This is a genomic window from Phytoactinopolyspora limicola, from assembly GCF_011320225.1.
Classification (GTDB): Bacteria; Actinomycetota; Actinomycetes; order Jiangellales; family Jiangellaceae; genus Phytoactinopolyspora; species Phytoactinopolyspora limicola.
In genome coordinates, this window is sequence record NZ_JAAOEN010000003.1 from 137,180 (window position 1) to 160,954 (window position 23,775).

At 68.7% G+C, this 23,775-nt stretch carries 22 protein-coding genes; 15 read left to right on the forward strand and 7 right to left on the reverse strand.

Going from position 1 to position 23,775, the window contains the following annotated elements; all coding sequences use genetic code 11:
• Positions 1-108 precede the first annotated feature (108 nt).
• Both G8760_RS09600 and G8760_RS09605 read left to right on the forward strand, forming a co-directional pair.
• Positions 109-1,476: a GntR family transcriptional regulator gene (locus G8760_RS09600; protein ID WP_166350310.1), complete on the forward strand. Its 1,368-nt coding sequence runs from the start codon at positions 109-111 to the stop codon at positions 1,474-1,476.
• A gap of 133 nt (positions 1,477-1,609) precedes the next feature.
• On the forward strand, positions 1,610-3,013 hold the full coding sequence (locus tag G8760_RS09605) for a protoporphyrinogen/coproporphyrinogen oxidase (RefSeq protein ID WP_166350312.1): 1,404 nt from the start codon (positions 1,610-1,612) through the stop codon (positions 3,011-3,013).
• Positions 3,014-3,029: 16 nt separating this feature from the next.
• Here the strand turns inward: G8760_RS09605 and G8760_RS09610 are convergent, their stop codons facing one another.
• Positions 3,030-4,235: an HRDC domain-containing protein gene (locus tag G8760_RS09610; RefSeq protein WP_166350314.1), complete on the reverse strand. Its 1,206-nt coding sequence runs from the start codon at positions 4,233-4,235 to the stop codon at positions 3,030-3,032.
• The gene (locus G8760_RS09615) at positions 4,232-4,843 is read right to left on the reverse strand and encodes a DUF3000 domain-containing protein (protein WP_166350316.1); all 612 of its coding nucleotides are present in this window, start codon (positions 4,841-4,843) and stop codon (positions 4,232-4,234) included. The genes G8760_RS09610 and G8760_RS09615 overlap by 4 nt, the downstream gene beginning before the upstream one ends.
• Before the next feature lie 67 nt (positions 4,844-4,910).
• Between G8760_RS09615 and hemE the strand changes: the two genes are divergently transcribed.
• Positions 4,911-5,915, forward strand: coding sequence for a uroporphyrinogen decarboxylase (gene hemE, locus G8760_RS09620; RefSeq protein WP_166350318.1), 1,005 nt, complete (start codon positions 4,911-4,913; stop codon positions 5,913-5,915).
• Between the two features lie 7 nt (positions 5,916-5,922).
• Here the strand turns inward: hemE and G8760_RS09625 are convergent, their stop codons facing one another.
• Complete coding sequence (locus G8760_RS09625) at positions 5,923-6,870, reverse strand: DUF4349 domain-containing protein (RefSeq protein WP_166350320.1); 948 nt, start codon at positions 6,868-6,870, stop codon at positions 5,923-5,925.
• A 207-nt stretch (positions 6,871-7,077) separates the two neighbouring features.
• Between G8760_RS09625 and hemG the strand changes: the two genes are divergently transcribed.
• Both hemG and hemQ read left to right on the forward strand, forming a co-directional pair.
• On the forward strand, positions 7,078-8,610 hold the full coding sequence (gene hemG / locus G8760_RS09630; protein ID WP_166350322.1) for a protoporphyrinogen oxidase: 1,533 nt from the start codon (positions 7,078-7,080) through the stop codon (positions 8,608-8,610).
• Entirely contained in the window at positions 8,607-9,311 is a 705-nt protein-coding gene (hemQ, locus tag G8760_RS09635) for a hydrogen peroxide-dependent heme synthase (protein ID WP_166350324.1), read from the forward strand. Before hemG ends, hemQ begins: the two co-directional genes overlap by 4 nt.
• A gap of 52 nt (positions 9,312-9,363) precedes the next feature.
• Here the strand turns inward: hemQ and G8760_RS09640 are convergent, their stop codons facing one another.
• Complete coding sequence (locus tag G8760_RS09640; RefSeq protein WP_246222495.1) at positions 9,364-9,810, reverse strand: GNAT family N-acetyltransferase; 447 nt, start codon at positions 9,808-9,810, stop codon at positions 9,364-9,366.
• A gap of 114 nt (positions 9,811-9,924) precedes the next feature.
• On the opposite strand from G8760_RS09640, the gene G8760_RS09645 reads away from it, so the two are divergent.
• The 3 genes from G8760_RS09645 to G8760_RS09650 are packed head-to-tail and all read left to right on the forward strand — an operon-like array spanning position 9,925 to position 12,981.
• Positions 9,925-11,499, forward strand: coding sequence for a sodium-dependent transporter (locus G8760_RS09645; RefSeq protein WP_166350329.1), 1,575 nt, complete (start codon positions 9,925-9,927; stop codon positions 11,497-11,499).
• Positions 11,500-11,526: 27 nt separating this feature from the next.
• Positions 11,527-11,658, forward strand: coding sequence for a DUF2681 domain-containing protein (locus G8760_RS30230; RefSeq protein ID WP_246222496.1), 132 nt, complete (start codon positions 11,527-11,529; stop codon positions 11,656-11,658).
• Between the two features lie 9 nt (positions 11,659-11,667).
• Complete coding sequence (locus G8760_RS09650) at positions 11,668-12,981, forward strand: M20/M25/M40 family metallo-hydrolase (RefSeq protein WP_166350331.1); 1,314 nt, start codon at positions 11,668-11,670, stop codon at positions 12,979-12,981.
• A 28-nt stretch (positions 12,982-13,009) separates the two neighbouring features.
• On the opposite strand, the gene G8760_RS09655 is transcribed toward G8760_RS09650, so the two are convergent.
• Positions 13,010-13,255 carry a DUF5703 family protein gene (locus tag G8760_RS09655; RefSeq protein WP_166350333.1) on the reverse strand — a complete coding sequence of 82 codons (246 nt, stop codon included), beginning with the start codon at positions 13,253-13,255 and terminating at the stop codon, positions 13,010-13,012.
• An 86-nt stretch (positions 13,256-13,341) separates the two neighbouring features.
• Between G8760_RS09655 and G8760_RS09660 the strand changes: the two genes are divergently transcribed.
• Together G8760_RS09660 and G8760_RS09665 are read left to right on the forward strand one after the other, a co-directional pair.
• Positions 13,342-13,968 carry a hypothetical protein gene (locus tag G8760_RS09660; RefSeq protein WP_166350335.1) on the forward strand — a complete coding sequence of 209 codons (627 nt, stop codon included), beginning with the start codon at positions 13,342-13,344 and terminating at the stop codon, positions 13,966-13,968.
• 183 nt (positions 13,969-14,151) lie between these two features.
• Complete coding sequence (locus G8760_RS09665) at positions 14,152-15,948, forward strand: purple acid phosphatase family protein (protein WP_166350337.1); 1,797 nt, start codon at positions 14,152-14,154, stop codon at positions 15,946-15,948.
• Positions 15,949-15,998: 50 nt separating this feature from the next.
• On the opposite strand, the gene G8760_RS09670 is transcribed toward G8760_RS09665, so the two are convergent.
• Positions 15,999-16,964, reverse strand: coding sequence for an aldo/keto reductase (locus G8760_RS09670; RefSeq protein ID WP_166350339.1), 966 nt, complete (start codon positions 16,962-16,964; stop codon positions 15,999-16,001).
• Between the two features lie 118 nt (positions 16,965-17,082).
• On the opposite strand from G8760_RS09670, the gene G8760_RS09675 reads away from it, so the two are divergent.
• Together G8760_RS09675 and G8760_RS09680 are read left to right on the forward strand one after the other, a co-directional pair.
• The gene (locus G8760_RS09675) at positions 17,083-18,129 is read left to right on the forward strand and encodes an LLM class F420-dependent oxidoreductase (protein ID WP_166350341.1); all 1,047 of its coding nucleotides are present in this window, start codon (positions 17,083-17,085) and stop codon (positions 18,127-18,129) included.
• 57 nt (positions 18,130-18,186) lie between these two features.
• Positions 18,187-19,062: an undecaprenyl-diphosphate phosphatase gene (locus tag G8760_RS09680; protein ID WP_166350343.1), complete on the forward strand. Its 876-nt coding sequence runs from the start codon at positions 18,187-18,189 to the stop codon at positions 19,060-19,062.
• 62 nt (positions 19,063-19,124) lie between these two features.
• On the opposite strand, the gene G8760_RS30535 is transcribed toward G8760_RS09680, so the two are convergent.
• Entirely contained in the window at positions 19,125-20,615 is a 1,491-nt protein-coding gene (locus G8760_RS30535) for a peptidoglycan DD-metalloendopeptidase family protein (protein WP_166350345.1), read from the reverse strand.
• Positions 20,616-21,703: 1,088 nt separating this feature from the next.
• Here G8760_RS30535 and G8760_RS09690 point away from each other — a divergent pair.
• Genes G8760_RS09690 through G8760_RS09700 form a run of 3 tightly spaced genes read left to right on the forward strand, consistent with a single transcriptional unit; the run spans position 21,704 to position 23,766 of the window.
• Positions 21,704-22,378 (forward strand): MSMEG_4193 family putative phosphomutase, encoded by a 675-nt coding sequence (locus G8760_RS09690; RefSeq protein WP_166350347.1) that lies wholly within the window; start codon positions 21,704-21,706, stop codon positions 22,376-22,378.
• A 10-nt stretch (positions 22,379-22,388) separates the two neighbouring features.
• Entirely contained in the window at positions 22,389-22,961 is a 573-nt protein-coding gene (locus G8760_RS09695) for a DUF3090 domain-containing protein (RefSeq protein WP_166350349.1), read from the forward strand.
• A 4-nt stretch (positions 22,962-22,965) separates the two neighbouring features.
• Complete coding sequence (locus tag G8760_RS09700; protein ID WP_166350351.1) at positions 22,966-23,766, forward strand: SCO1664 family protein; 801 nt, start codon at positions 22,966-22,968, stop codon at positions 23,764-23,766.
• The last annotated feature ends 9 nt before the right edge of the window (positions 23,767-23,775 follow it).

Here is a 23,775-nt window from a genome sequence, read left to right on the forward strand (position 1 = left end):
ACGGCTTGTTCGCCGGTTGGCGGTAGCCCTGGACGCCCTGACCATAGGATGGCAATATGTGTAACACAATAACTATATGTCCATAGACATATGTCTCGACGACTTGTGATGGCTGAGATGACCGCGCTCGATACCCCGCACCCCGACAGCCTGTCCGTGATCAAAAAGCGTCTGACGCTGCGCACCACCTCCGCACTCACGCGGACCGTGCTGGAGTTGATCTCCGCCGGCGAGCTGCCGCCCGGAACCCAACTGCCCACCATCCGAGATCTGTCCGCAGCGGTCGGGATGAGCCGCTCGGCCGTCGGGCAGGCATGGCGGGCGCTGGCTGCCCGCGGACTCATCGAGAGCCGCCGGCGAGGCGGGACGTTCGTGCTGGGCAAAGCCGCACCACCACACGCGAAACGCTACGAGAGCATGATCCGCAGCTCGATGGACATGCCCCGAGACCTCGCCAACCTCCGCGGCGACTCCCTGCCGGCACCACACCTCGGCCCCGCCTTCGAGCACGCCCTGAGCCAACCGTCGCTCAACCGGCCGTTCGCGCAGCCGATCGACGACGAGTTGGCCGCCGCGGTGCAGCCGACCTGGCCGTTCCCGACCACCCAGTTCCTCGCCACCCACGGCCTCGTGGACTGTCTAGAGATGACCCTGTCGGCGATCGTCAGCCCAGGTGACAAGGTGGTGGTCGATTCGCCGACGATGGGGCGGGTCCTCGACATCCTGGACGCGATCGGGGCCACCCCGCTACCGGTCCGGATCGGTCCCGACGGGCCGGATCTCGACGAGTTGCGCCGAGCGATGATCAGCAAGCCGGCCGCCTTCGTCTACCAACCCGTTGGCAACGTGCCCCGCGGCCGCTCGGTCACCGCCGAGTGGGCCGCCGGTGCCGCCGAGATCGTCGCTGGCACGGTCCCCGTGATCGAGATGTCACAGGTCTCCCACATGTACGACGTGCAGCACTCCATCGGCGCACACCTGCCGGCCCAGGTCATCCATGCCCGCAGCTACAACTTCTTCTTCGGCACCGACATGCGGCAAGCCGTCGTCGGCGGCGACCCCGAACTCATCAATACGTTGTGGATGCGGCTGACCTACTCGTCGCGCTTCGTCAGCCGCATCCTCCAGTCGGCACTGGCCTACCTCCTCACGGCCGAGCCGGCGATCGGGCGGATGCAGCGGTTCGTGGCCGAGGCGTGGCGGCGGCACACGTTGCTGAGTCAATCGCTGGCCAGGCACGGCTTCACCCTCGACTCGGTGGCCGGACCAAGCCTGTGGGTACCCGTGCCGGACGAGCACTCGGCCTGCGCCCGGTTGAGCAAGGACGGCATCGTCGTCCACCCGGGTCAGTTCTTTCAGGCGGAGCTGGACCGCCACCCCCACGTGCACGTCAACGCGGCCGCCGTGGCCGACGATCACGACGACGTCGCCGCCACCATCGCCCGAGCGTGCCGGCGACACCCGATGCGATCATGAACGGCCCGGGTCGGAATGTCGGCCCAACGGCCGGTATGTCCGTCGGTGTAGCCGTCGGTTCGATAGGTGAACCCGCGGCGCTGGTGTGTCTGTGTTCCAGCCGATGTCGGTGGACGATAGGCTGGCAGCCCTGATGAGCACCTCGTACGACTTGATCGTCATCGGCGCCGGGCCCGCCGGTCTGGCGGCAGCCTGGCGCGCCGCCCAGCGGGGGTTCAAGGTCGCGTTGTTGGAGCGCGCCGACCACACCGGGGGGATGGCCGCCTCCGTCGACGTCGCCGGCATCCGGGTCGATCAAGGATCCCACCGCCTCGACCGCGCCACCCCGGACGCCTTGCTCGCCGACCTACACGGGTTACTCGGTGACGATCTCCAGCTACGCCGCCGCACCAGCCGGATCCGCGTCGGTGACCAATGGTTGAGCCTTCCGTTGCGGGCCGACGAGGTTACTCGCCGACTCCCGCCGTCCCTCCTCGCCCGGATCGCCAAAGACTCCGCGGCGATGTCGTTTCGGCGGGGCGCCGACGACAGCTACGGTGCGGTGGTCCGGGGCCGAGTCGGCCCCGCCCTCTATGACACCGTGTACGGACCACTGGCGGGTAAGCAGTGGGGGGTGTCCGGTGACGCGCTCAGCGCCATGCAAGCCCACCGGCAGGCCGCTCGGCTGAGCGCCTGGCGGGTAGCCGGACGTGCGGTGAGCCAGGTACGACGCAAGAAGCAGGCCACGGCCGGCGGCTACTACTACCCGAGGGCCGGCTTCGGCCAACTGGTCGACACCCTCGCCGACGCCGCGGCCACCTCGGGCGTCGACATCAAACTCGAAGCCGAAGTCGACCGCGTCCGGGTCTACGAAGACGAGGTCGAGGTCGGCACCCAGGACGGCGACGTCGTCACCGGGGGGCTGGTGTTCTCCACCCTCCCACTACCAGTGCTGGCCCGCATCTCCCGCCCCGCACCGTCGCTGACCTCCATCGAGTCGGCCGCGCGGCTGCGTTACCGGGCGATGCTTCTGGTCTACGTCGTGCACGAAGGTGGGCGCTGGAGCTCGTTCGATTCCCACGACATCCCCGACCCACGCACCCCTGTGCTGCGGATCTCCGAACCCACCAACTACCGCGACAATCCCGCCGACCCCGCCGATCACTCCGTGTTGTGTGCGGAGATCCCGTGCAGCATGACCGACGAGGTATGGGGGCTCGACGACGAGTCGCTGGCGGACTTGGTCGACGAGACGCTGGGGTTGACCGGCCTGCCGGCCGTCAACCGCGTCCACGTGGAAACCCGCCGGCTGGGCCAGGTGTACCCGATCTACCGGTTGGGTTATGAAGACGACTTCACCGAGGTCGACGCGTGGGCGCGGATGATCCGCCGGGTGGTCACGTTGGGCCGGCAGGGTTTGTTCATCTTCGACAACATCCACCAGGCGTTGCTCATGGCCTACGACGCCGTGGGGGCGGTTCGCGACGACGGACGCTTCGACCGCTACGCCTGGACCGTCGCCCGGGAACGTTTCGCGAAGAGCGCCACCCACCCGTAACCCGGCACCCAGCGGATCAGGGGGCGGTCAGCGCCTTGGCGACCGGGCCCGCGGTCAGCCGGACCTGCCAGTCGCGTGCGCCGCGGGCGCGGAACGCCTCGGCGATCCCGTCTTCGCTGATCGGCTCGGGTGGATCCCAGGTGACTCGGCGCAACGTCTCCGGCGCGAGCAAGTTCTCCACCGGCAACGTGTGCGCCTCGGCGACCTCGGCGACCGCGGTCCGGGCGGCGGCCAACCGGGCGGCCGCCTCCGGCTCCCGCGACACCCAGGTACGCGCCGGTGGTGGACCGTCGTAGCGAGCCGTCTGCGGCGGCAGTTGGTCGTCGGGTAGCTGCCGGGCCACGTCGATAGCCCCGAACCAGCGTTTGACCTCACGCCGCTGTGCGCGGCCCCGGAAGACCGGCATGCCGGCCAGTTCCTCGGCACTGGACGGCAGGGTGATCGCGGCGTCGATGATGGCCGCGTCGGGCAACACCCGGCCGGGGGACAGGTCGCGACGTTGGGCAAGGTCGTCACGGGCCAACCACAACTGGCGCACCGCGGCCAGGCTGCGGCGGTCCCGGATACGATGCAGACCCGACGTGCGCCGCCACGGATCCGACCGCGGCTCGGGAGGCGGCATCGCGGCGAGCGCGGCGAACTCTTCGTGTGCCCACTCGAGCTTGCCGGTGTCGCGCAGCTGCCGTTCGAGTATTTCGCGTAGTTCCAGCAACAGCTCCACGTCGAGTGCGGCGTAACGGATCCACGACTCCGGCAGCGGCCGGCTGGACCAGTCCGCCGCCGAATGGCCCTTCTCCAGCTGGAAGCCGAGAATGTTTTCCACCAGCGGCGCCAGCCCCACCCGGGGCAGGCTCAGCAGCCGCGCCGCCAACTCGGTGTCGAATAGCCGCGACGGACGCATACCCACCTCAGCCAGGCACGGCAGATCCTGGCTGGCCGCGTGCAGAACCCACTCGACGTCGGTCAGGACGGTACCCAATGCGGAAAGATCGGGGCTACCCAGCGGATCGATGAGGATGGTGCCGGTGCCAGCCCGCCGCAGCTGGACCAGGTAAGCGCGGTGCCCGTATCGGTAGCCGGAGGCGCGCTCAGCGTCGATGGCCACCGGCCCGTGGCCCGCGGCGACCGCCGCGACGGCCAGATCCAGGCCCTCGGGGCTGTTGACGACGTCTGGGAGTCCATCACGCGGTTCGGTGAGAGGGACTGGTTGCTGGGGAGTCACCTGCGCTGCTGCCTTGGTCGAAGACTGGGCATCGCCACGACGCCGGCCGGTAGCGGCAACAGGCCAGCGGCGGAGGTCAGGCCGTCACCCCAGGCCAGTGCGTGTGGCTGGAGATCTGGTTCGAGTGGTGTCCACGACGCCCGAATCTCGACATCGGCGGTGGCGGGTTGGCCGGCCATACCACCGAACCCTTCGGAGGTCACCCGGGTCACGGTGCCGCTGGCGGCGGTATAAGGGGCCGACCGAGCAGCCAACGCGTCGGTCAGCCACGTCCAAGCCACCGCCAGCAAGAGCGGGTCGCTGCCGATGTCCGGCTCCAGACTGGCCCGAATGTAGGTGACCAGGCGGAAGTCTCCGTGCCATGCCTCGTGCCCGCCGGGTTCGTGCAACAGGACCAGGCGGCCGGTGGCGATCGGGTCGGGATCGGGCTCGTCGGCGTCGACCATGACCTCGGCGCTCAGCGCGAACGTATACGTGGCCAACCGCTTGGGTGGCGACGGCTCATCGAGCTGGACTTCGGACCGGTACTGCGCGGCGCGCAGCGTCTCTACCGCCCGCACGAAGGCGGCCGGTGCCTCCGGCTGGAGATGTTCGCTGCTCCTGGCCACACAACGCAGGTTAGGCCGGATTACGGCCGCTGTCAGTCAGCCACGCCCAACATGACACGATTGATGCGTGAACAGCAGCCTCCTGGTCCGTGCGTGCCGTGGCGAACCGACCGAGCGTCCACCCGTGTGGTTCATGCGGCAGGCCGGCCGGTCCCTGCCCGAGTACCGCAAACTACGCGAGGGCGTGCCGATGCTGGAGTCGTGCCGCCGCCCCGACATGGTCGTCGAGATCACTCTCCAGCCCGTCCGGCGCTACGGCGTCGACGCCGCGATCTTCTTCTCCGACATCGTGGTACCGATCAAAGCCACCGGTGTCGACGTGGAGATCCAGCCCGGCGTCGGACCCGTCGTCGCCGAACCGGTACGAACCCGGGCCGACCTCGAACGGATCCGGCCGCTGGAACCGGACGACGTCGGCTTCATCACCGAATCGGTCCAGACCCTCACCCGCGAACTCGGCGACACACCGCTGATCGGGTTCGCCGGAGCCCCATTCACCGTAGCCTCGTACCTGGTCGAGGGCGGGCCATCCCGGCACCACGAACGCACCAAGGCCCTGATGCACAGCGACCCCGATTTGTGGCACGACCTCCTGGCCCGGGTGGCGCAGATCTCCGGCACGTTCCTCCAGGTGCAAGTGGCCGCCGGGGCTAGCGCCGTGCAGTTGTTCGACTCCTGGGCCGGTGCGTTGTCCAAGGCGGAATATCAGCGGTTCGTCCTCCCACATAGCGCGGCCACCCTCGCCGGTGTCACCACGGTGCCAAAGATCCACTTCGGCGTCGGAACGTCGGAGTTCCTGCCACTGCTGGCCGAAGCCGGTGCGGACGTCGTCGGCGTCGACTGGCGCCTCCCACTCGACGAAGCCGCCCGCCGGGTGCCGGGCCGAGCGGTGCAGGGCAACCTCGACCCCGCCCTGCTGCTGGCCGATTGGTCGGTGGTCGAGGCCGAGGTCGACCGGATCGTCGCGGAAGGACGGGCCGCACCGGGACACGTGTTCAACCTCGGCCACGGGGTGCTTCCCACCACCAACCCCGACGTTCTCGCCCGGGTGGTCGAGCACATTCAGGGCTAGTCGCCTCTCAATGTGTCGGTACCTGCCGGCGCCGGAGCCAGACAACCACCGGGGCACCCAACGCCGCACCGAACAGCAAGAACGGCAACGCCGCCCCGAGGCCGGTCGACGCCGCGCCGAACACGTCGGTGAACGCACCCCAGCCGTTGGCCAGGCCGGCGAGGAAACCGGCATCGTCCTCGTCGTCGGGCTCGTCGTCGATCACTTCCTCGTCCGGCAGGGAGAAGTGCACCGTGACGGTGGCCAACGAGGTCAGGTCCGCCAGCCGCTCCTGGCGGCTGAGCAGTGCGTCCAGGTCGGACTCCCGGCTGGCCAGCTCGGCTTCGAGCGCGATGACGTCGCTGAGGTCGGAGGCGTCATCCAGGAGCTCCCGGATGCGGGCGATGCTCTGCCGTTGCGAGGAGATCCGGGACTTCGTGTCCACCATGTCCTGCGTCGCGTCCTGGGTGGATCGGCTGCGATCGGTGACGGTGCCGAGCGCGCTCAGCTCACCGATGGCGTCGGCATGGGCCTCGGCCGGGATGCGCAGGGTGATCGTGGCGGCGTCGTCGGAGGTCGTCTCGTTGGCGACGAACCCACCGGCTTGACTCGCGATGGTCCCGGCCCGCCAGGTGGCGTCGGGAATGTCGTCGGTGACGATCTCCAGCTCCACCTGGTAGATGATGTCGCGGCCGACCGCATCGGTGGTGGTCCGGGTGATCACGCCGCCCGAGGAGCCGGCGGCGGCACCCCGCCGCGCCGCGTCGGTGTCGTCCTCGGCAGCCTCGGTGTCGCCGTCTGTATCGTCGGCGTCGTCGTCCATCGCTGCGGCGTCGGAAGCAACGTCCTCCGATCCGTTGGCGGCCTGCGACGTCGCACCCGCGCCGGCGTCGCGATCGTCGTTGCCCCCGGAGCAGCCGACCAGCGCAAGGGCGGCTCCGGCGGCGACGTAAGCTACTACCGTTCGTCGTTTCATCGTTCTCCTCCAGCGGTGAGATCACGGTGTGACGTACGCCGCCGGGCCCGGTGCGCGGTCGTTCGATCGGACGGCGAGTCAGCCGGTCTGGTTTCGGAATGGCAGGTCACGATCCGGCTACGGCAGGTGCCCGGGGTAGCTGGACGGCGCGTGAGCGCCGAGGGCGGACATCCGGAGTGGGCGGACATACGGAGGTGAAATAGACCGATGGCAAGCGGAAGTGCACCCGCGCGCGGGCCGGTGCGGGTCGCCGTCGTCGGCGGCGGGATCAGCGGCCTGGCCGCGGCCTGGTTCCTCCGTCGTGAGCTGGGTGAACACGCCGAGATCACCGTCCTGGAGCAGCGGGACGTGATCGGCGGTCACCTGCGGGTGTCCGAGGTGGCCGGCGTACCCGTCGACGAGGGAGCCGAGTCTTTGCTGGCCCGCCGGCCGGAAGCGGTGGAGCTGGCGCGCGCCGCCGGCCTGGACGCCGACATCGTGTACCCGGCCGCGGTGGGTGCCGGGTTGTGGAGCCGGGGTGCATTACACGCACTGCCGGCGGGCACCGTGATGGGTGTGCCGGCTGACCCAGCCACGTTGAGCGCGCTGCTCACCGCGGACGAGATCGCCGCGGCCGTCCGCCGGGATGGCGTGCCTGCATCGGAGGCGTTCGCGGGCGGCACCGATGCCATTCGGCTGCCGCTCGACGCCGACGTCGCCATTGGCCGGCTGGTCGGCGCACGGATGGGCCGCGCGGTAGCCGACCGGCTGGTGGAACCTCTGCTCGGTGGTGTTTACGCTGGCCGAGCCGATCAACTGTCGTTGGACGCCACCATTCCGGCGCTGGGTGCCGCGGCGCGTCGGCACACCAGCCTGGCCGCCGCGGTCCGCGACGTCCGCGAGGCGACGCCAGCCACCGGTGGGCCGGCGCCGGCTGGTGGCGCTCCGGCCCCGGCCACTCCGGTGCCAGCCGCCGCGGCCGGGGCAGTGTTCGCCGGACTCCGCGGCGGCGTCGGCCGGCTCCCGGCCGCTGTGGCCCGGGCAGCCGGGGCGACGGTGCGCACCGGCGTCACCGTGCGTGGGTTGCGGCGGGTGGCCAGCGGCTGGGAGCTCGACACCGGCCCGGTGCCCGCACCCGAGATGATCTCGGCCGACGCAGTGGTGCTGGCGGTACCGACCGCACCCGCCGCGCGGCTGTTGAAGGAGGTGGCGGCCGGTGCGGCTGCCGACCTCGGTGCGGTGGAGACCGCCAGCATGGCCATCGTGACCATGGCGTTGCCGGCGTCGGCCTTTCCTCGACCACCAGCGTCGTCGGGATTCCTGGTGCCACCGGTTGATGGCCATCGGATCAAGGCGGTCACGTTCTCGTCGGTGAAATGGCCGTGGCTGGCTGCCGAGGCGGCAGACCTGGTGCTGGTACGCGCGTCGTTGGGGCGCCAGGGAGAATCGCAGGTCCTCCAGCGCGACGACGCCGACCTCGTCGAGGTGGTCCGGCACGAGTTACGGGCCGCCGTCGGCGTCAACGGAGCACCCGTCGACACCCGGGTCACCCGCTGGGGCGGCGCGCTGCCGCAATATGCGGTTGGTCACCTCGACCGGGTGGCGCGGGTGCTGGATGCGGTGAAGCAGGTCCCCGGGCTGGCCGTCTGCGGCGCCGTCTACGCAGGTGTAGGCGTTGCCGCGTGTGTCGCGACGGCGGAGGAGGCAGCTGAGAGGGTGGCTGCGGACCTACGGTCCGGCTATGTCAGGATCGAGGCATGAGCGAGCAGCCGCCACGGCCCAAAGCGCGTGAACTCAACCAGGTCATCCGTTACACCATGTGGTCGGTGTTCCGGGTTCGGGCGGCGCTGGCCGACACCGATCGGGGGCCGCTGGTGGCCGGGGTCACCGGGCTGATCGACGAGCTGGCGGGGAAGGACGTCGTGGTCCGCGGCACCTATGACGTCGGCGGGTTGCGCGCTGACGCCGACATCATGGTCTGGTGGCATGCTCCGGCCATCGAGGACCTCCAGGCGGCCTACCGGCGGCTGCGTGGCACGGCGTTCGGCGGCTACCTGGAGCCGGTGTGGTCGCAGGCAGCCCTGCACCGGCCCGCGGAGTTCAACAAGAGCCACATCCCGGCGTTCCTGGCCGGCGAGGACGCACGTGCTTACGTGTGTGTGTATCCGTTCGTCCGTTCATACGAGTGGTATCTGCTGCCGGACGAGGAACGACGGGCGATGCTCGCCGAACACGGTCAGATGGCCCGCGGCTACCCGGATGTGCGGGCCAACACGGTGCCGTCGTTCGCGCTCGGCGACTACGAGTGGATCCTCGCCTTCGAGGCGGACGAGCTGCACCGGATCGTCGACCTCATGCGTCACTTGAGGGGGTCGACGGCCCGCCGGCACGTCCGCGAGGAGGTGCCTTTCTACACCGGGCGGCGGGTCCCGGTCGAAGAGCTGATCACTTCGCTGCCGTGACGGCGGGTTGAGCCCGACGGGGTTCGGCCGAGCAACCGATCCACGGGCGAGGCTACGGCGCGGGCCGCACCATAGGCACGTGCGGGATGCCGTCGTCGAGGAACTCCGGCCCGGTCGGGCTGAAGCCGAGCTGTTGGTAGAAGTCAGCCAGGTAGGCCTGGGCGTGTAGTTCACACGGCCGGTCCCCGATCCGGTCGAGGGCGACCCGCATCAACCGTCGCGCCAGACCGGCACCTCGGGCTTCGGTGGCCACCGCTACCCGGCCGATCCGGGCGACACCGCCGGGTTCGGCGAGCACCCGCAGGTATGCCACGGGAGCGCCGGCCTGCTCGTACCAGATGTGCAGGGTATCGGGTTCCAGGTCGCGGCCGTCCAGCTCCGGGTACACACACTGCTGCTCGACGACGAACACGTCCACCCGCAACCGCAAGAGCGCGTAGAGCGTGTGGGTGTCCAGATCGGCGAACGACGCGGTGTGCAAGATCGGCCCATCGCTCACGCCGCTCAGACTAGCCCTTGTCCCCATGATCATGAACACTTTGCCGTGCGATCGCACGGCAAAGTGTTCATGATCATGGGGACAAGGTGATTGCCAACGGTGGGTTTCGGGTGCATGATCTTGGTCACCGGACAGCGCGACGAAGCGAGGTTCGCTATGGCATCCGAAGACACCCGCAGCCCGGCTCGGGAGATGTTCACCAGCCGGTTCGCCTTCGTGGCCGCCGCCATCGGCATGGCCGTCGGCACGGGCAACATCTGGCGATTCCCGCGCGACGTCCACGACTGGGGCGGTGGTGCATTCCTGCTCGCCGTGGTGGTCGCCAACCTCGTGTGGGCCATCCCGTTGCTGATGGCGGAGTCGTACATGGGCTCCAAGAGCCGCCTCGGCACGGTGGGCGCCTTCCGCGACGTCATGGGCCGCAGATTCACCTGGATGGGTGGATTCATGGGGTTCGCGACCATCGCGATCATGTTCTACTACTCGGTCGTGTGTGGCTGGGCCATCCGCTACTTCGTGTACGGCATCACCGGCAAGTTCGAGTCCGGCATCACCGTCGACGAGACCCGCACCATCTGGGAGGGTTTCGTCGACAGTCCGGCCCAGACCATCACCTTCCACGCCATCGCCATCGTGCTGGTGGGGCTGGTGGTGATCCGGGGGCTCAAGGGCGGCCTGGAAGCTGTGCTGAAGATCGTCGTTCCGGCGCTGTTCGTCCTGCTGGCCATCCTTGCGGTACGCGCCATGATGTTGTCCGGGTCGGCCGAGGGGCTGCGATATCTGTTCGTGCCGGAGTGGGGTCAGCTCCGGGACGCGGAGCTGTGGTTGCAGGCGTTCGCGCAGATGGCGTTCTCCACCGGGGCCGGCTGGGGCCTGTACCTCACCTACTGCGTGTACATGCGCCGCCGGGAAGACTTCGCGCTCAACGCCACCACCATCGTGGCCGGCAACCACCTGGCGTCTCTGCTGGCGGGCATCGCGGTGATCTGCACCGTCTTCGCGTTGGGCGGCACGGCCTTGGGTGAGCAGGCGACGGGCGCCGGCAACGAAGGCCTCACCTTCGTCTACCTGGCCGCACTCTTCGGTGAGATGCCTGGCGGCACGTGGGTGTTCGCACCGCTGTTCTTCCTGGTTCTTGCCCTGGCCGGGATCTCCAGCCTGATCGCCATGGTCGAGTTGGCCACCCGCAACGTCGTCGATCTCGGTGTGCGGCGCCGGGTCGCGGTGCCCGGGATCGTCGTCGTCACCTTCCTGGTCGGGCTACCGGCGGCGCTCAACCTCGACTACCTCAGCAACCAGGACAACGTGTGGGGTATCGCGCTGCTGATCAGCGGGCTGTTCGCGGCCATCGCGATGATGAAGTACGGCCTCGAGCAGGCCCGCCGCGACATGGATGTGGACAGCGACTTCGGGGTGCGGGCCTGGTGGACGGTGCTGATCCGGCTGTTCCCGGTGATGTTCGCGGTGCTGTTCGGCTGGTTCATCTATCAGTCGGTCGACAGCCCGGGCAAAGACTGGTGGAACCCGCTGGACACGTTCAGCCTGGCCACGATGGTGGTGCAGTGGGCGGCGGTGGCGGCGATTCTGCTGCTGCTCAACAACGTGCTGGCGCGGCGGATCCGGCCCGGCCCGATGACCACCGTGGCTACCAGCGACGATCCCGGCCCGAACGGTTCAGCGGGAAGCTGAGCCGTGACGACGGGGTGGAGGTGACATATGGACACGGAAACCTGGATCTGGACGATCGTATTCTTCGGCGGCACCGTGGTGATCGTGGCGTTCCTGCTGTATTGGGCCTGGAAGAAGGACCGAGGACGGGCCTCCGGGCCGGAGGACGACGCCCATTAGGCTGAGGGCATGACCGTTTCGCCCGCACCCGACGCCGAGGTCGTCGACCTCTGCCGCGACCTGATCCGCATCGATACGTCGAACTTCGGTGACAGTACGGGGCCGGGTGAACGTAAAGCCGCGGAATACGTGGCGGCTCAACTCGACGACGCCGGGTTGGCCACCACGGTCTTCGACTCCGAACCCGGCCGCACCAGTGTGGTCGCCCGCATCGACGGCGCCGACCCGGCCCGCACCGACGCATTGCTCATCCACGGACACCTCGACGTCGTCCCGGCCCATGCGCCGGACTGGACCCACCACCCGTTCTCCGGTGAAATCGCCGACGGCTGCGTCTGGGGCCGTGGCGCGGTGGACATGAAGGACATGGACGCGATGATCCTGTCGGTGGTCCGTGACCGGCTGCGCACCGGACGTCGCCCGGCTCGCCCGGTAGTGCTGGCGTTCCTGGCTGACGAGGAGGCCGGGGGAGCCCTAGGAGCGCACTGGGCCGTGCAGCACCACAGGGAGCTGTTCGACGGCGTCACCGAGGCGATCGGCGAGGTCGGCGGCTTCAGCCTGACCGTCCGCGACGACCTCCGGCTCTACTTGATCGAGACGGCGCAGAAGGGGATCGCCTGGATGCGGTTGACAGTCGACGGCCGGGCCGGGCACGGGTCGATGCTCAGCGACGACAACGCCGTGACCGAGCTGGCCGAGGCGGTCGCCCGGCTGGGCCGGCACGAATGGCCGGTGCGGATCACCCCGGCTACGCAGGCGTTCCTCGATGCGGCGAGCGAAGCCTTCGGCGTCGAGCTGGATCCGGCGGATCCGCAACAGCTGTTGGAGACGTTAGGCAACATCGGCCGGATCGTCGGCGCGACGGTCCGCAACACCACCAACCCCACCATGCTCAAGGCCGGGTACAAACACAACGTGATCCCGGGCCGGGCCGAAGCGTACGTGGACGGACGTTTCCTGCCGGGCTATGAGGACGAGTTCGAGTCCACCCTCGACGAGGTGCTCGGACCCAAGGTGCGCCGCGACTACATGGTGCACGACATCGCCGTGCAGACGGAGTTCGACGGGTCACTGGTAGACGCGATGACGGCGGCGCTGCTGGAACACGACCCCGCGGCGCGCACCGTGCCGTACACGTTGTCCGGCGGCACCGACGCCAAGGCGTTCAGCACGCTGGGCGCGCGATGCTTCGGGTTCGCGCCGCTGCGGCTGCCACCGGACCTCGACTTCGCCGGCATGTTCCACGGCGTCGACGAGCGAGTGCCCACCGAGAGCCTGCGCTTCGGTGCGCGGGTGCTGGATCGCTTCCTCGACCTCGCCTGACGGGCTCGACTGCACCGGGACAACAACGCTAGGTGTCGACGGGTGACAACGACCGGCGCACCCGGAGGATCTTGCGCCGCAGCGTCACCCGTCGGGTGCCGTCCGGAAACCGACGCAATCTGGCCAACTCCCACCGGCCGTACTCGGCATGTTCGGTCAGCAGCTTGCGGGCCGCGCTGCGGGAGGTGTCGCGGGACAACAACAGGTGGCGGAACTCGTACTCGGTGGCACGGGCGGCAGCGGAGCGGATGCTCGACGCCACCACGTGTTCCATTGAACTATCTTGCCATGGTGACCACGGGGTGTGGTGCCGGGTATTTATGAGCGGCGGACGTGTCGGAACAGGTACGGTCGGACATTGTGACCACAGCTCCGGACGATCGCGCCCGCCTCCAGACCGCGCTCGACGATCTCACCGACGCTCTCGAGAACCACCTCGAGGCCTGCGTCGCCCGTTCCGGTGAAGGTGACATGGCCGTCCAGGCCGCGTACACCGCACTCCGGCATGCCGCCGAACGTTATGACGACCTCCTGTTCGAGCTGCGTGAGGAGGTCACCCCGTGGGAGTTCCCCGAGGGTCCACACGTCGACATCGAATACGAAGACCCCGACGCCGAGCCCGCGTCGGTGGGGGTGTTCGTCCGTCGGGACTATGACATCGTCGACGGCGACGAACTTCTCCGGGCCGGTCGCGAGGCCTACGGCGAGCTGTACCCGGCCCATCCTCGGCAGGCCGCCGATGCCGACGTCAACCACGCTGGGCGGGCGTTGTACCAGCTGCTGCATGCCTTCGGAGTGGACGGCCTGGACCAGCGCGCCGAACCGTCCGGGCTGCTACCTCGCGGAGGTACGGTGTGGGTTCAGGAGCTGACCGACGGCGACGGCGACACCCTGGTCGACGAGCCGTTCGCGGTGGTAGACGACGAGATGCTCATCTACCGGCTCGACGAGGTCATCGGGCCGGACGAGGACGATGCCCAGGGCTGACGTGACCACTGGTCATGAACAGCATTGACGGCACGCCATGTCGCCGGTAGAACGTCTGGCATTCACCGGTACGTCGTCGACCGTTGCCCCGCCGCTGGGACAACCCTGCGACCGTGGCCACAGCCGGCCACCGCAGGCACGGCGCGACGTCGTGCCGCCGAGTGTTGGGGAGTACCCGAGTCCATGCCCAGATCCCGCAAATGGCGGCTGCTCGCCGCCGGCGCCGTCCTGGCCGTGCTGGCCACCACGGTGCCGGCCCAGGCGCGACCAGCCGCGGATACCGAGTTCCGCGTCAACCCGTACCTCCAGAACCCGTCCACCACCAGCATGACCATCACCTGGTTCACCAGTACCGGCGAACCCGGTGACCTCGTCGTGCGTGGCCCCGGCCTACGGGGTGCGGCCCGCTACGTCACCGAGCCCGAACATCTGCCGGCCCTCGACTACACGCCGGCCGAGCTGGAGCAGCACATCGAGGGCCTGGAGCCCGGTTCGTGGCTGCATCAAGGCGGCAATTACAAACACTCCGTCGACGTCACCGGGCTGCAACCCGGCCGACACTACGTGTACACGGTCCGCTCCGGTGCGGACCGTTTCCATGCCCACTTCACCACAGCGCCGTCGCCCGACCGGTGGAGCCGGATCCGGTTCGTGGCGCTCGCCGACTCCGAGACCGAACCTCTGGGTCGCGTCCAGCGCCGAGAGTGGGCGCCCGGCTCTCTTGCCGACGACGGGCAGCCGCGGCCCAGTGCCGACGCCGGCGGCACCTGGGACCAGACGTTCGGCACCACCATCCTGTCGCAGGTGCGCACTCTGCGGTACATGCTGACCGAAGACGCGGGATACCGGGAGAACCTGCGCGTCATCGACGAGCGCCGGCCGGACTTCGTCGTCATGCCCGGCGACCTGGTGCAAGGCGGTGGGTATCAGCCGGGCTGGGACGAGTTCTTCCGGCACAACGCCGGCGAGCACGCCAGCGGCCTGTCCTATCGGCCGATCCTCCCGGCCATCGGCAACTGGGAGAACTTCGGCGCGCTCAACGGCGGGTACGGGACCGCGGCCGATCGCAGCCCGGTGGTGCGCTCCCGCGCCAAGTACCACGCCTACTTCGACTCGCCGGACAACGGCACCGAGGCACACCGGGACAACTACTATCGCGTCGACTACGGCCCGGTCACCGTCATCACCCTGGACAGCTCCAACGGTGAACCGGACGATCATCCGAGCAACTACCCGGCGGGGGAGAAGGCCACCGGCCAGGAGTACCGCGGCCCGGGAACCGACACCCAGAACAACTACACCCGTGCGGAGTACGAGGCCGCCGGCGGGACCGACCTCGCCGACCTCAACCCCGGCAGCGTGCAGTGGAACTGGGCCGAGGAACAGCTCGCCGCCGCCCGCGACGAAGGGCAGATCGTCTTCGTGCAGTTCCACCATGCGCCGTTCAGCAGCGGAGAGCACGGGCTGCCGATGTATCACGAACTCACCAGCGGTCAAGGTGGCACTCCGATGCGCCAGTACCACGACATGTTCGCCGAGTACGGGGTGGTGGCGGTGCTATCCGGGCACAGCGAAATGTTCGAGCGGAGTTTCGTCGACGACGGAGCCGGCTCCGGGGTGCACTACTACGACGTCGGAGTGGCCGGCGACGGCCTACGGGGGGAACGGCGAGCCGGACCGTCGCTGACCGACCCCCTGTTGAGGTACAACCCATACCGGCAGTGGACGGCCGATCAGGACGCCCCGGAGCGGTGGGAGTACGTCGACGGCACCCTGACCCTCGTCGACGGCGGCAAACACTACGGGCACCTCGAGGTCAACGTGCAGCGGCTGCGCGACGGCGCCCGCGTGACGTTCACCCCGGTGTACGTGTTCCCGATCTTCGACGCGGACTACGAACTGGTGCGTACCGAACGCCGGGAGTACGGCGACGAGATCGTGGTCGAGGTAGGCGCTGACGGGGTCGTCCGGAGCACCTGACGGGCGTCGTCCGCACCAGCTGACCAGCTGACCGGACGCCCCGGCGTCGGTCAGCTGGGGGGCGGAGCGTCGGGTGCGGAGACGTCGTCGAGGGCGGCGCGGATCTCGTCCGGCAGCTCCAGGTCTTCCGCCGCGAGCTGAGTGGTCAGCTGCCGGGCGGTGCGGGCGCCGAGGATAGGCGCGGCCACCCCCGGGCGGTCGCGCACCCACGCCAGCGCCACCTGCAGCGGCTGCACGCCGAGGCCGTCGGCGGCGGTACACACAGCCTCGACGATCTGGCGGGAACGGACGTCGAGATAACGATCGACGAATCCGGCCAAATGGGGGGTGGCAGCCCGAGAGTCGGCCGGGGTGCCGCCGCGGTACTTGCCGGTGAGCACACCCCGGCCGAGCGGCGACCACGGAAGGATACCCAAGCCGAACTGCCGCGCCGCCGGCACCACTTCGTCCTCGATGTCCCGCTGCACCAGGGAGTACTCCATCTGAGTAGACACCAGCCGGGTGTGTTCACCCGCCCGGGTCTGGTGCACCGCGGCCCAGGCGGTCTGCCACCCGGCGTAGTTGGAGACCCCTGCGTAGCGCGCGCGTCCGGACGCCACGGCGTAGTCGAGTGCACCGAGGGTCTCGTCGAGTGGGGTGCCGTCGTCCCACGTGTGCACCTGCCAGAGATCGACGTAGTCGACGTCGAGCCGGTCGAGCGACTCGTCGAGCTGGTCCAGCAGGGCCTTACGGGATACGTCCGTGACGTCCTGGCCGAACGGTCCGCGCCGGCCGGCTTTGGTGGCGATGACGAGCTCGGTTCGCGGAATGGTGGTGCCGATCAATGCCCCGAGGACACGTTCGCTGGCGCCCTCGCCGTACGATGCGGCGGTGTCGACGAGGGTGCCGCCGTGCTCGACGAATTCCTCTAGCTGGACGCGGGCCTCGTGTTCGTCGGTGTCGCGGCCCCAACTGAGCGTGCCGAGGGCCATGCGGGAGACGAGGAGCCCGCTTCGTCCGAGTCGTCGTTGTTCCACATCAGCGACATTACCGGTGGTCAACGATCAGGCGGGGCCGACGCGCCCTGGACCGTACCACTCGGCGGGTGACGGGTACGGACCAGCCAAGACCGCGGAGGACCGATAGAGTCGGCGGATGCGGCTGGCATTGAACCTCGGGTACTGGGGGAGCGACGACACTCGCGACCACGTCGAGCTGGCACGGGAGGCCGAGCAGCTCGGATATTCCTCAGTGTGGGCCGCCGAGGCGTACGGCTCCGACGCGCCCACGGTGCTCACCTGGATCGCGGCCCAGACCACCAGCATCGACGTCGGCAGCGCCGTGATGCAGATCCCCGCCCGGACACCGGCCGCGACCGCCATGACCGCCGCGACGCTGGACACGTTGTCGCAGGGACGGTTCCGGCTCGGCCTCGGCGTGTCCGGGCCGCAGGTGTCCGAAGGGTGGCACGGTGTACGGTTCGCCGACCCGCTCGGCCGCACCCGCGAGTACGTCGACGTCGTCCGCGCGGCACTGGCGCGGCAGAAACTGACGTACAACGGCCGGCACTGGCAGTTGCCGTTGCCCGACGGGCCGGGCAAGGCCCTCCAGCTCACCGTGCGGCCGCACCGCGAACACATCCCGGTGTACCTGGCGTCGATCGGTCCGAAGAACCTCCAGCTGACCGGTGAGATCGCCGACGGCTGGCTGGGTGTGTTCCACGACCCCGAAGACCCCGTCGCGCTCGGACACCTCACCACCGGCCGCCGCCGCGCCGAAGCCACCCTCGACGGGTTCGACGTCATGCCCACCGTGCCGGTGGTCGTGGGCGCCGACGTCGCGGCCTGCGCGGACCCGATCCGCTCCTACGCCGCGTTGTACCTCGGGGGGATGGGCAGCCGGACCACGAATTTCTACAACCAGCTAGCCGTACGTATGGGCTTCGAGGCGGCCGCCGCCGAGGTCCAGGCCCTGTTCCTGGACCGCCAGTACCGGGCCGCCGCGGCAGCCGTACCGATGGAGTTCATCGACCGCACGTCGCTCATCGGACCGGTAGAACGCATCGCCGAACGCTTGCACGCCTACGCCGCCGGCGGGGTCACCACCGTGTCGGTGCTGGCCCTGACCGGCACGCTCGACGATCGCAGGCATATCCTGCGATCGGTGGTCCACGCCGTCGACGCGGCGGGACTGGCTGGTTGAATCGCCGACCCTTCCGAGCCCGGAACGGCCGGCCGTACGGAAGGTTGAGGCAACGGGGTGGAGTGGTTCCAGGCAGCTGTACTCGGCGTCCTGCAAGGGTTAACCGAATTCCTGCCGATCTCGTCGAGCGCACACCTGCGCATCTATCCGCAACTGTTCGGCTGGCCGGACCCGGGTGCGGCGTTCACCGCGGTCACCCAGATCGGCACCGAAACAGCGGTGATCCTCTACTTCATCAAAGACATCGCGCGCATCATCAGTGCATGGGTGCGCTCGCGCGCCGGCACCGCGGGGATGCGTAACGGCTCCGACGGACCCGGAACGTTGCCCCGGCAACTCCCTTACGACCCAGCCGACGTCCGGCTCGGCTGGTACGTCATCATCGGCACGATCCCGATCGTGGTGGCCGGGATCACGTTCAAGAACGTCATCGAACACGACTTCCGGTCGTTGTGGATCGTCGGCACCACCCTCGTCGTCTTCGGGGTGATCCTGGGCGTAGCCGACCGGCTGGGCCGGCGCGAACGAGACGTCCGTGGAATCGGGCTGCGCGACGCGTGCCTGGTCGGTGCGGCCCAGGCCCTGGCCCTGATCCCAGGTGTGTCCAGGTCGGGTGCGTCCATCAGTATGGGGCTGCTGCTGGGTCTCGACCGCGCCACCGCGGCCCGGTTCGCGTTCCTGCTGGCCATTCCCGCGGTGCTCGGCGCCGGGATCTACGAGTGGCCGTCGGCGATCGCCGAGGGTTCAGTGTTCGGCATCGGCCCGACCTTGCTGGCCACCGCCATCGCGTTCGTCGTCGGATACGCCGTCATCGCCTGGCTCTTCCGGTGGCTCGAGCGGCGGTCATTCGCGCCGTTCGTCGCCTACCGGATCGTCTTGGGCGCGCTCACCCTGATTCTGCTCGGCACCGGCACGTTGAGCCCCTTCGCTTAGAGCATTCGAACGGGAGCGGGCGGGCCCCAGGGGAGGGGCCGCGTTTCAGGGACGGAGCGGCCTTACGACGGGTTGGGCGCGCCCTGAAGCCACGGGCCGGGGTCGGTGTGCTGGCCGTCCAGCCGCACCTCGAAGTGCAGGTGCGGCCCAGTGGAGTAACCCGTGGAGCCGATCCGGCCGATCACCTGGCCCTTGTCGACCTGCTGGCCCACCCGCACGCTCAGGCCCGACTGGTGGGCGTAGAGAGTGCTGACCCGTCGACCGTCGAACACGCCATGATCAACGATCACCATATTGCCGTACGCGCGGTTGAACGTTGCCTCTACGACGGTGCCGGCGTCGGCGGCATAGATGTTTCCGTTGCCCCGGCCGAAGTCGATGCCGGTGTGCATCTTGACGTAGCCGAGGATGGGGTGCAGCCGCTGCCCGTACTGTGAGGTCACTCGGCCGGTGGCAGGCCGGACGAAGGTGCCGCTGCCGTGCCCGGGGCCGAAATCGTCGTCACTGAGCCCGTCGAGGTAGTCGCCGACGGCGGTGGCCTCGTCGAGCTGCTCCATGTAGAGCTGGTAGTCCTCGAGAGCGGCCTCCTCCGCCAGTGCGAGGGCATGCTCGTATTCCTCGAGCCTCTCCTCCTGCGCGGCTTGGGCTGCCACGGCGACGGCTTCGGCCTCCTCCAGCTCGTTCAGGGTGCGGGCGGCCTCCTCGGCCAGCCGCTCCTTCTCTCGACGTTGGCCCTGCAGGGTGGCCAGAGCGTTGCGGAGATTGGCCTCGTCAGTGGCCAACTGGCCGAGGGCGGAGTCGCTGGCCCGGAGGAGGGTGCGCATCCCGAGGTAACGGTCGCTCAGCTCTTCCGGGGTGTCGGCGCCGAGCAACACACCCACCGTGGACAGGCCGTTGTTCTGGTAAGCCTCCTGGATCACGGTGCCCAGCGCGGCCCTAGCTCCGGTGGTGCTGTCCTGAATGGCGTCGATCTCGCGTTGGGTGCGCTCGACAACCTCGGCGGCAACCTTCGCGTCACGCTGCGCGGCCTCTTCGGCCTCCTGGGCGGACTCGACGTCGGCTTGGGCCGCGGCGAGGTCGAGTTCAGCCTCGTCGATGCCGGCCAGTGCCTGCTGGAGCAGCTGATGGGCCTCGGCGACGGCGACCGTCTGAGCATCACGCAGTGCGGCCTCGTACACCTCGGCCGGGTCCTGACGGTCCCGATCCGTGGGGTCGTGCGGGGTGTCGGTGGGCGGCGCCGTGGGCTCACCTGCGAATTCGTCCTCTTCGTCGCCGTTGTTCTCGTCGCCGTTGTCTTCGTCGTCGGAGTCCGCCGGATCGTCGGAGTCCGCCGGATCGTCCGAGTCCTCCGGGTCGTCGTCCGGCGGGTCAGTGGGCTCGTTGGTGGGCTCGTCGGTAGGCTCGGCCGTCGGTTCATCCGTTGCTGTCGCCGTGGCAGTGGCGAGTGGCCCGGGTGTTTCGGGCCCGGCGTAGGCAGGCAGGCCAAGGGCAGCGAGGGTGAGACCGGCACAGGCGGTCACGGCCGCGAAGACGTCACGTCGAGGGCGCCGCATCAGCGTGGTACTACTCCTTCCATCCCCGTGCCTCAAGCCTTGTGGGCCGCCGGCGCCGGTGGCGGACGTTAAGTTGTCCTTATCTTGCATAGCTCATTCCGGCGGAATTCGCGAGCGGGACCTCACGGATTCCTCCGACACAAGCCGACGTAATAGTACAAAACGTGCACCCCTTTGTTCATTTCCGCCACCCAACCCCGGTTGTGCACCTGATCTCCGTTTTGTCATCTGATCATCTTTATGGCGACGATCAGATGCGGCGGTGAGGCCTACCGCGCGGGCCACGGCACCGTGAGCTGCATCTGATCGCAGCCGACCCATGCGGGGTTGGAACGATCAGGCGCCACAACTGGGCGCGGCCGCGCCAACACCGCATCTGATCGTTAAGGCGCCAACATCGAAATGATCAGATATGCGCCAGCGCACGACAGTAAACATTGACGTATTCGCACATTTGATCATTCGACGTTCAGTTGGCGGCGCCGAGTGTCGGCGCCGGAAGGGGACCCTCGGCGATCAGGTGCATGAACCGTCGCCTGGCGCCGGGTAGTGCATCTGATCGTGTTGCGATGGGCGCAAGGTGGACGTGCTGGGCGCGCGGGTGCCCGTCAACGGACGAGGGTAGTGCCGTCGGATGACGCTTGATGCGCTGACCGCTTGTTGGTGTGGGTGAAATGTCGCAGTTGTGGAGGCGGTCAACGCACCAACCCAGGTCCTGGCACACCGGGCTACCCCGGTGAGCCCCGGACAAATCCCCTGGGGAAGTCGGCGGCACCGGCGCTCCGCACGCCACCGCCGCATCCGCCTCGCACGCCACCGCCACATCCGCCCCGTGGGCGAACGCCGCATCCGCGTAGCACGGTGCCGCCTCGAAAGGATCAGATGTGCTACCGGACGCCATACGACGGTTGGCGCATCTGATCGCCCAGCGTCCCACATCGTGGAGACGATCAGACGCCGCTACCGCCCGTCGGCACTGGCTGTCGTCACCACCGACGCATCTGATCGTCGCCATAGAAACGATCAGGCGTCAAAACGGAGATCAGGTGCACAACGCGGGAGGGTGGGGCACGGTCTAGGCTCAGGGCGTGCCTGTTGTGTTGTTGATCCGTCACGGCCGTACTGCCGCGAACGCCTCGGCCACGCTCGCCGGCCGCGCGCCGGGGGTGGAGTTGGACGAGACGGGCGAGGCCCAGGTGCGCCGGCTCGGTGAGCGGTTCGCGGGCCTCACGCCGGCTCGAGTGGTGAGCAGCCCGCTTGAGCGCTGCGTCGGCACCGCGAAGGCCATCGCCGACGACGTCCACACCGACGAGCGCCTACTGGAGTGCGACTACGGCGCGTGGACCGGTCGGCGCCTGGGTGAGCTGCGCCGGATGGCCTTGTGGAAGGTGGTGCAGGAGCATCCGTCGGGGGCTACCTTCCCGGGTGGTGAGTCGATGCGGTCGATGCAGGGGCGTGCGGTCGAGGCGATCCGGGATCATGACGCACAGGTGGCCACCGGCGCTGGACCGAACGCGGTGTGGGTGGCGGTTTCCCATGGTGACGTCATCAAGTCGATCGTCGCCGATGCGTTGGGCCTACACCTGGATCAGTTCCAACGCCTAGTGATCAATCCGGCGTCGATCACCGCCGTGTCGTATACCGAACGACGCCCGTTTCTGCTCAGGCTCAACGACACCGGTGACGATCTGCGGGGGTTGTGGCCCCGGCGTTCTCGGCGTGCGCCGTCGAGTGATGGAATCGTTGGTGGCGGCGCGGGTTAAGGTGTGTGACGTGGCTGCTCAGGTGTTCCGTTTCGACGCCCCGGACCGGTTCGTCGCCGGCACTGTCGGCCAACCGGGCGATCGCACGTTTTTCCTGCAAGCGCGGGACGAACGTCAGCTCACGAGTGTGGTGTTGGAGAAGGAACAGGTTTCGATCCTGGCCGAGCGGGTGGACGCGATGCTGGACGAGATCTTGCGCCGCACCGATGGGCAGGCGTCGGTGCCGGTCACGGCGTCGGTCGACGACGAGGACTTGGAGCCGCTGGAGCAGCCGATCGTCGAAGAGTTCCGGGTGGGCACTCTCACGCTGGCGTGGGAGGGCGAGAGCGAGCGGGTGGTCATCACCGCGTATGCCGTCGGCGAGGGCTCCGAGGACGACGAGGAGGAACCTCCGGAGAATCCGGACGAGTCCGCCCGCGACGTGTTCATGGTCAAGCTCACCGGGGCCGAGGCACGTTCGTTCGCCAAGCGGGCGCAGGCGCTGGTGGCGGCTGGGCGTCCACCGTGTCCGCTGTGTGGTTTGGCGTTGGACCCCGACGGGCATATCTGCCCGCGGCAGAACGGCTACCGGCGTCGGGACTGATCACGTGGACGTGCTCGGCCTGTTGGCCCGCGGTGAGCTCAGTGTGGAAGGCCGGCTGGTGGTGGCCTCGAATGTCACGCTGCTCGGTGAGGTGACTCATGGAGATCAGCGGGTCCGCTGCGTGTACAAGCCGGTGGCGGGGGAGCGGCCGTTGTGGGATTTTCCCGACGGCACGCTGGCGGCCCGGGAGGTAGCCGCGTACCTGGTGTCCGAGGCTACGGGATGGCACGTGGTGCCGCCGACGGCGATGCGCACCGACGGACCTCTGGGGCCGGGTATGTGCCAGCTGTGGGTGGAGCAGCCGCAGCAACCTCCTGCGTGGGTGGACGTGGTGGCCCCCGACGAGGTCCCGACGGCCGCCCTGCCGATCCTCGAGGCGGTCGACGGTGACGGCGAACCCGTGGTTTTGGTGCACGCCGCCGACGCCGGTTTACGACGGTTGGCCCTATTCGACGTGGTGGTGAACAACGCCGACCGCAAGGGTGGCCACGTGCTCGCCGGCGACGCCGATCTCCATCCCGAGATGGCGGACATCGTGGGGGTCGATCACGGTGTCACGTTTCACCTCGAGCCGAAGCTGCGCACAGTGTTGTGGGGGTGGGCCGGCCAACCTCTCCGCGCCGACGAGCGCGACGACCTGCAGCGGCTGGGTACCCGGCTGGCAGGGGAGACGGGGGAGCAGCTCGCCGAGTTGCTGGCCGAACCGGAGTTGGCCGCGATCGATGCCCGAATCGCGACATTGCTGCAGGTCAACCGATTTCCGGAGCCTGAGGGGCGGATGCCGGTGCCGTGGCCGGTGTTCTAGTCGACGCCG